Source organism: Mesobacillus sp., from assembly GCF_047739415.1.
GTDB lineage: Bacteria > Bacillota > Bacilli > Bacillales > Cytobacillaceae > Mesobacillus.
This window is the reverse complement of the sequence record NZ_JBIQOE010000188.1, coordinates 1-5213: the sequence shown is the minus strand read 5'-3', so window position 1 is coordinate 5213 and position 5213 is coordinate 1. Positions and strand designations below refer to the sequence as shown.

The 5213-nt window shown below is 38.6% G+C and carries 4 protein-coding genes and 1 pseudogene; 4 read left to right on the top strand and 1 reads right to left on the bottom strand.

The genetic code is table 11. The features are described from left to right. Window positions 1–70: 70 nt before the first annotated feature. The 3 genes and pseudogenes from ACH0QE_RS15040 to ACH0QE_RS15030 form a co-directional block, all read left to right on the top strand. Window positions 71–634 (top strand): annotated as a pseudogene (locus ACH0QE_RS15040) (recombinase family protein); the annotation flags it as partial. A 71-nt stretch (window positions 635–705) separates the two neighbouring features. Beyond that, window positions 706–1011 (top strand): hypothetical protein, encoded by a 306-nt coding sequence (locus ACH0QE_RS15035; RefSeq protein WP_415801407.1) that lies wholly within the window; start codon window positions 706–708, stop codon window positions 1009–1011. 108 nt (window positions 1012–1119) lie between these two features. Next, window positions 1120–2397, top strand: a complete 1278-nt coding sequence (locus ACH0QE_RS15030; protein ID WP_415801406.1) for an IS110 family transposase — start codon at window positions 1120–1122, stop codon at window positions 2395–2397. A gap of 483 nt (window positions 2398–2880) precedes the next feature. On the opposite strand, the gene ACH0QE_RS15025 is transcribed toward ACH0QE_RS15030, so the two are convergent. Then, window positions 2881–3177, bottom strand: coding sequence for an AbrB/MazE/SpoVT family DNA-binding domain-containing protein (locus ACH0QE_RS15025; protein WP_415801405.1), 297 nt, complete (start codon window positions 3175–3177; stop codon window positions 2881–2883). 517 nt (window positions 3178–3694) lie between these two features. Between ACH0QE_RS15025 and ACH0QE_RS15020 the strand changes: the two genes are divergently transcribed. Then, window positions 3695–4771 carry a DnaA N-terminal domain-containing protein gene (locus tag ACH0QE_RS15020; protein WP_415801404.1) on the top strand — a complete coding sequence of 359 codons (1077 nt, stop codon included), beginning with the start codon at window positions 3695–3697 and terminating at the stop codon, window positions 4769–4771. The last annotated feature ends 442 nt before the right edge of the window (window positions 4772–5213 follow it).

The following is a 5213-nucleotide window of genomic DNA, read 5'->3' as shown; positions in this document are numbered from 1 at the left end:
ATCTATCATTATCAAAAACATTCCTTAATGATAAAATTATTACTGTTAAAAGCCAAAAGAGGGGATTATTGTGATGCAATACATTTATGGATATGCAAGGGTTAGTACCAAGCAGCAAGATTTGATCCGGCAATTAGACTTGTTAGACGAATACAACTGTACCGAAATACTAACAGAAAAAATGTCAGGGACAAAAAAGGATAGACCAGAACTTATTCGATTAAAGGATAAAGTAAGACCTGGTGATTCAATCGTTGTAGAAAGTTTTTCGAGATTAGGTAGGAGCACAAAAGATTTGATAGAGTTAGTCGAGTATTTTGAAGGTAAAAACGTAAAATTAATTAGCATAAAAGAGAATTTTGATACGAATACACCCCAAGGGAAACTAATGCTTACTGTCTTTCAAGCATTCAGCCAATTCGAAAGGGATTTAATAGCTCAACGTACAAAAGAGGGTTTGGAAAGTGCAAGGGCAAGAGGTAGAAATGGTGGCCGGCCAAAAGTGAAAGAAAATCAGATAAATAAAGCTTTAAAACTATACAACTCTAAGGAATATAGTATTAGCGAGATTGTGGAAATGACCGGAATAAGTCAAGCGACATTATATCGCTACATAAGGACCAAAAGCCAAAGTAATTAATTTACTTTTATTGGAATAAATCCTGCGGACTAGAGCAGCTACCCTGTCACTAGGCCTATAAGGAATTGATCGCTAGCCTTAATACTGCCAACCTATCTTTTGAACATGAAAGAGCCATTTTGTTAATTAAAGTATATTATAATTATGGAAAGACATTATATGCAGCAGAGCTTATTAGTGAGGCAATTAAAATGCTTGATTCAGGGATTAAACTATCAAAGCAACTAGAGAACATTTCTTACTTAGGCCAGCTGTATTATCAAAAAGGGCTGTGTTTGGAAAATAAGAACAGAGAGGAAAATAATATTAGTAAGTTATACATAAATGCTTTGCGTATTTTTGAAATTCTCAATAAGGAGCATTCCTGTTAGAAGGATTTTCGGGGACTTGAACAAAAAAGAGCCCTCTTGGTATGATACGGGGTGTCAAATCGTGCACCGAATTGACCCCTAACTTAGTTAACCAAGGAGGACTCCAACATGGATTTTAAACAAAATCAAAAAATAAATCAAGTCACCGAAAATACACTCGTAGTCGGAATCGATATTGCGAAGCGAAAACATTTCGCCTGCTTTGTCGATGACCGTGGACGTGTGCTCCGAAAGTCTTTCTCGGTATTACAGTCCAGCCAGGGTTTCGAAAGTTTTTACCAGCTTATTTTGACTGCCATGAAAGAATATGAAAAGACGGAGGTCATTGTCGGTATTGAACCAACCGGCCATTATTGGCTTAATCTAGCCTATTTCCTTAAGGAACGGGGCATTCCCCTAGTGATGACCAACCCTATGCACGTTAAGCGATCAAAGGAGTTGGATGATAACCTGCCAACCAAACATGACCGCAAGGATGCGCTGGTCATCGCTCGCTTAATCAAGGATGGGCGCTTCAGTTATCCTCGCATCCTAAAGGATATGGAGGCTGAACTCCGTGTGGGTTCAACGTTCAGAAGCAAGTTGACCGAGGAACTTGGGTCCGTCAAAAACATGATCATTCGCTGGATCGATCGCTATTTTCCTGAGTTCGCCCAGGTCTTTCCGTCATTCGGGAAGATGGCAATGGCTGTCCTGGAGTGCACCCCATTTCCGGCCGATCTTCATCAGAAACAACCGGATGAAGTATTGGCACTTTACCGTAAGGTCGAGGGGCTCAAATCCCCCCAAAGGCCGAAAGCTATACGACTCATAGAACTCGCTTCGGATTCGATTGGGGTAACAGAAGGACGGGAGATGGCCCGTATCGAAATCGCCACACTCGTTCGCCGTTATCACCAGTTGGAACAGGAGATTGAAAGCATTACGCAGCACTTGATCGAGCTGGTCAAAACATCAGTAGAATACGAATGGCTCTCAACGGTTCATGGACTTGGAGATACAACGATTGTAGATTTACTAGCTGAAATCGGAAGCTTTTCTCACTATGAAGATCCACGCCAATTAATCAAACTCGCGGGATTGACATTACGGGAAAATTCCTCCGGCCAGCACAAGGGACAAAAGAGAATCTCCAAAAGGGGCAGAAGAAGGCTTCGAGCCCTCCTATTCCGAGTGATGATGCCAATGGTTCGCCATAATGATGCCTTTAGAAGGCTACATGAGTATTACACAACTCGTAAAGACAATCCGTTACGCAAGAAGCAGTCCATCGTGGTCCTATGCGGGAAACTCTTAAAAGTACTACATGGGATCAGCACGAAGCACAAAGCGTTTGACGCAAAGCGAATGATGAAGGATATTCCTAGTCTCGCAGAGGCTATGTAAAGTTCTGCATCCCCTTTAAAAGACCTAGACAACAGGATGACACGGAGAAGCTGGCACTATTTTTTCCATTCGACCTCGAGTCCCTAAAGGAGCTTCGCTAGCCTCTGCCTTATGACTAGACCGAACGAAGGAATGTAGGCACTTTGATGCCCAGAGACATGGGAGGGTACGTCATCATAAGCTACGCAGAGATCCATTGTGCATCGTATATATACTGATCACTACTTTTCCATTATTACCCGGTAGTGACCGCGTAGCGTACCCACTAATTGTAAGAGAATCACATATTTATTAATTTCTGTTAGGGTATATGTCGAAAAATATTTTTTTGACATCCCACCAACGGGTCAAACCGTTGATATATCAATATTTATAGAGGGATGAGTATATAAAAATAACAGTAGAAAAGAAAAGAAATTTTCTCTAACCAATACTGAAAAAAGAGATTTAAAAATGGAAAGTCCCCACAAAATTTAACTCATTTTAAAGTGGCTTTAATATAAAACACTCATTGTCCTTATCTATATATATGCAGATTTCATCGTCAGGTGTTAAGCTCAACAGTCTCTTTAACTCAGCTGGTATTGATATTGTTCCTTCACCTGAAACAATACGTGAGTTGTCAGTGCTTTTCGGATTATGCTTCTTAACAATGATAGATTCCTTTTTATAAACGAGATCCACTAATTTTCCAGGAGTGAAATCAAATTGCCTTCTCCATTTACAAGGGAGCCTAACAATACCGTATTTATTAAATTCCTTGCATTTATAAGGCTTCACAAAGTCACACCTGCCTTGTGATATTTTTTTGTATTTATATATCCCAAAAACAGACAAATTAACCAATAAAAATGATAAGGGATTGATTAAGAGATATTATCGTGATTTAATAGAAGTACACACAACTGGAATACCAAGGGAAAGCCCCTAGCGGAAAGCCGATCATATAGACCGGTTTCTTTGCTAGGGGCTTTTTCATTTTTTTACCAACGATTTTTCGACAAAAACCCAGCTTAAAGGCCAACAGATTCATAGAATATTACCGATATATTTGTTATCATGGTAAAAAAAGCATATACAGGTAGTTAAAGAAAAAATACATAAAAAAACCCACCCAGGGCTTTTCATTAATCCTCCAGTTTGGCCGCTGCAGATTAATGAAAATAAAGAAGGCGGGATTTCTTACTTGTTTAATTAAGCCTATTCTATCAATTAGGTCATTGAATTTCAAGCAAGAAATCTTCAAGTCTTTTTCTTATGTAATTTGGGTAGGGAAGGAGATTCGGAGGTTTTTATTTTGGAAGAAGAAAAGAGAAATAATTTAAAAGGGAAGAGTGACAACCTGGAGTATTTCAGGGAAGTCGAGACAGGCATGGTAGAGCCGCGTCTGAGACTGCTGAAAGAGGAAAGCCAGGAAAACCTTGTAACTCGAACCTACTATTACCCCCAAAAGGATAAAGTTAAGTTTACTGAAGAAGAAGTACGAAAGTTTTCCCTGGATTCATACGGAGAAAGCATTCCATATATTGATGGAGAATTAACGATTTTTAATAATTATCTGTTTGACTTTTGGGGGTATTACTTAAACGCAGAGGGCTTAGCGCTTTATGGCCACCTAAAAAGACATGCATATGGAAATAAAGACTGGTGCTTCCCGAATTTTGAACTTATCAGCCAAAAGATGGACAAGTCCAGACCGACGATCCATAATTTCATGGAACTGCTTGAAAGGTATGGATTCGCCTATAAATTCGGAGTATGGAATTTGACGAGGGATGGTATCGAAGAAGGACCGATATTCAAAATCCGGAAGAAGGTACCTTTGCTATCCAAGAAATTGATTTATGGTGATCCAGATATCTTTATTCCTGATGATGCTCCACCTCATATCAAGAAAGCTTTAAAGAAAGAGCAGCAAGGTCTTCCAAAAAAGCTACGGATGGAACATGAAAAGTACGTTAAGACCATGATTAATAATAACGAACCAGTCAAAATGGAAGTGCAAGTGGATTTTGAGGGTATCTATAAACAATGGCTGCAATACGGGGAACTGATCAAAGCATCACAAAAGAACAAGACCAGTAAATCCAATAAAACAGCTAACCAGGTAAAACTGGAGCGAAGCATGAATGAGGACGAGGTTAAACTCCTTGAATACATTAAGACTTACATGCAAGAAAAAATTAGTAAGCCTTCATTCGATACTTGGTTTGCAAATGTGCTGCTCAAAAAGGATAATGAACTAATTACTGTCATTGCACCCAATGAATTTGCGCGTGACTGGTTGCAGGAGAAATACATTGAATATATCCGAACAGCATTAAAGGATTTAGAACTAGAAGTAGCTAAAATTCATTTCGATGTCCTTGTGTAGCAGAATTTTTAAAAATATTAATGCGTTGATCCGCAAAAGGATTAACGCATTTTTTTATTTTTATTTAAATGTTTCTTGCGGACGATTTGTAAGTAGTTAATAGAAAGTGTTAATGCTGCTTATTAACTGGTTAATAGTAAGTAGTTAAAAGGGGATTGAGTTGTTCAATCCCCTTTTTCTTTCAATCGTATTCATCCGATTTGTAAGTAGTTAACAGCAAGTGTTAATGCTTTTTAGCTGTTTACTAGTAACTACCTACAACGAAGTATGAATAAACTCTCCAAAATTAAGAATATTTTCTTGTTTTTGACATCCTTAAATTTCCGAAAGTTGACGGTATTGCCTGTCCAGAATTAGTCGATTATAATGTCCGTATATAATTCGAAACATTTCGACATTTATTCTGGAGAAAGGAAAAGACGTCCCCCATAATGTATAACTG

What these genes read in the sequence shown, in the direction of transcription:
- ACH0QE_RS15030 (WP_415801406.1), top strand. Translation starts at nt 1,120, where the DNA reads ATGGATTTTAAACAAAATCAAAAAATAAATCAAGTCACCGAAAATACA.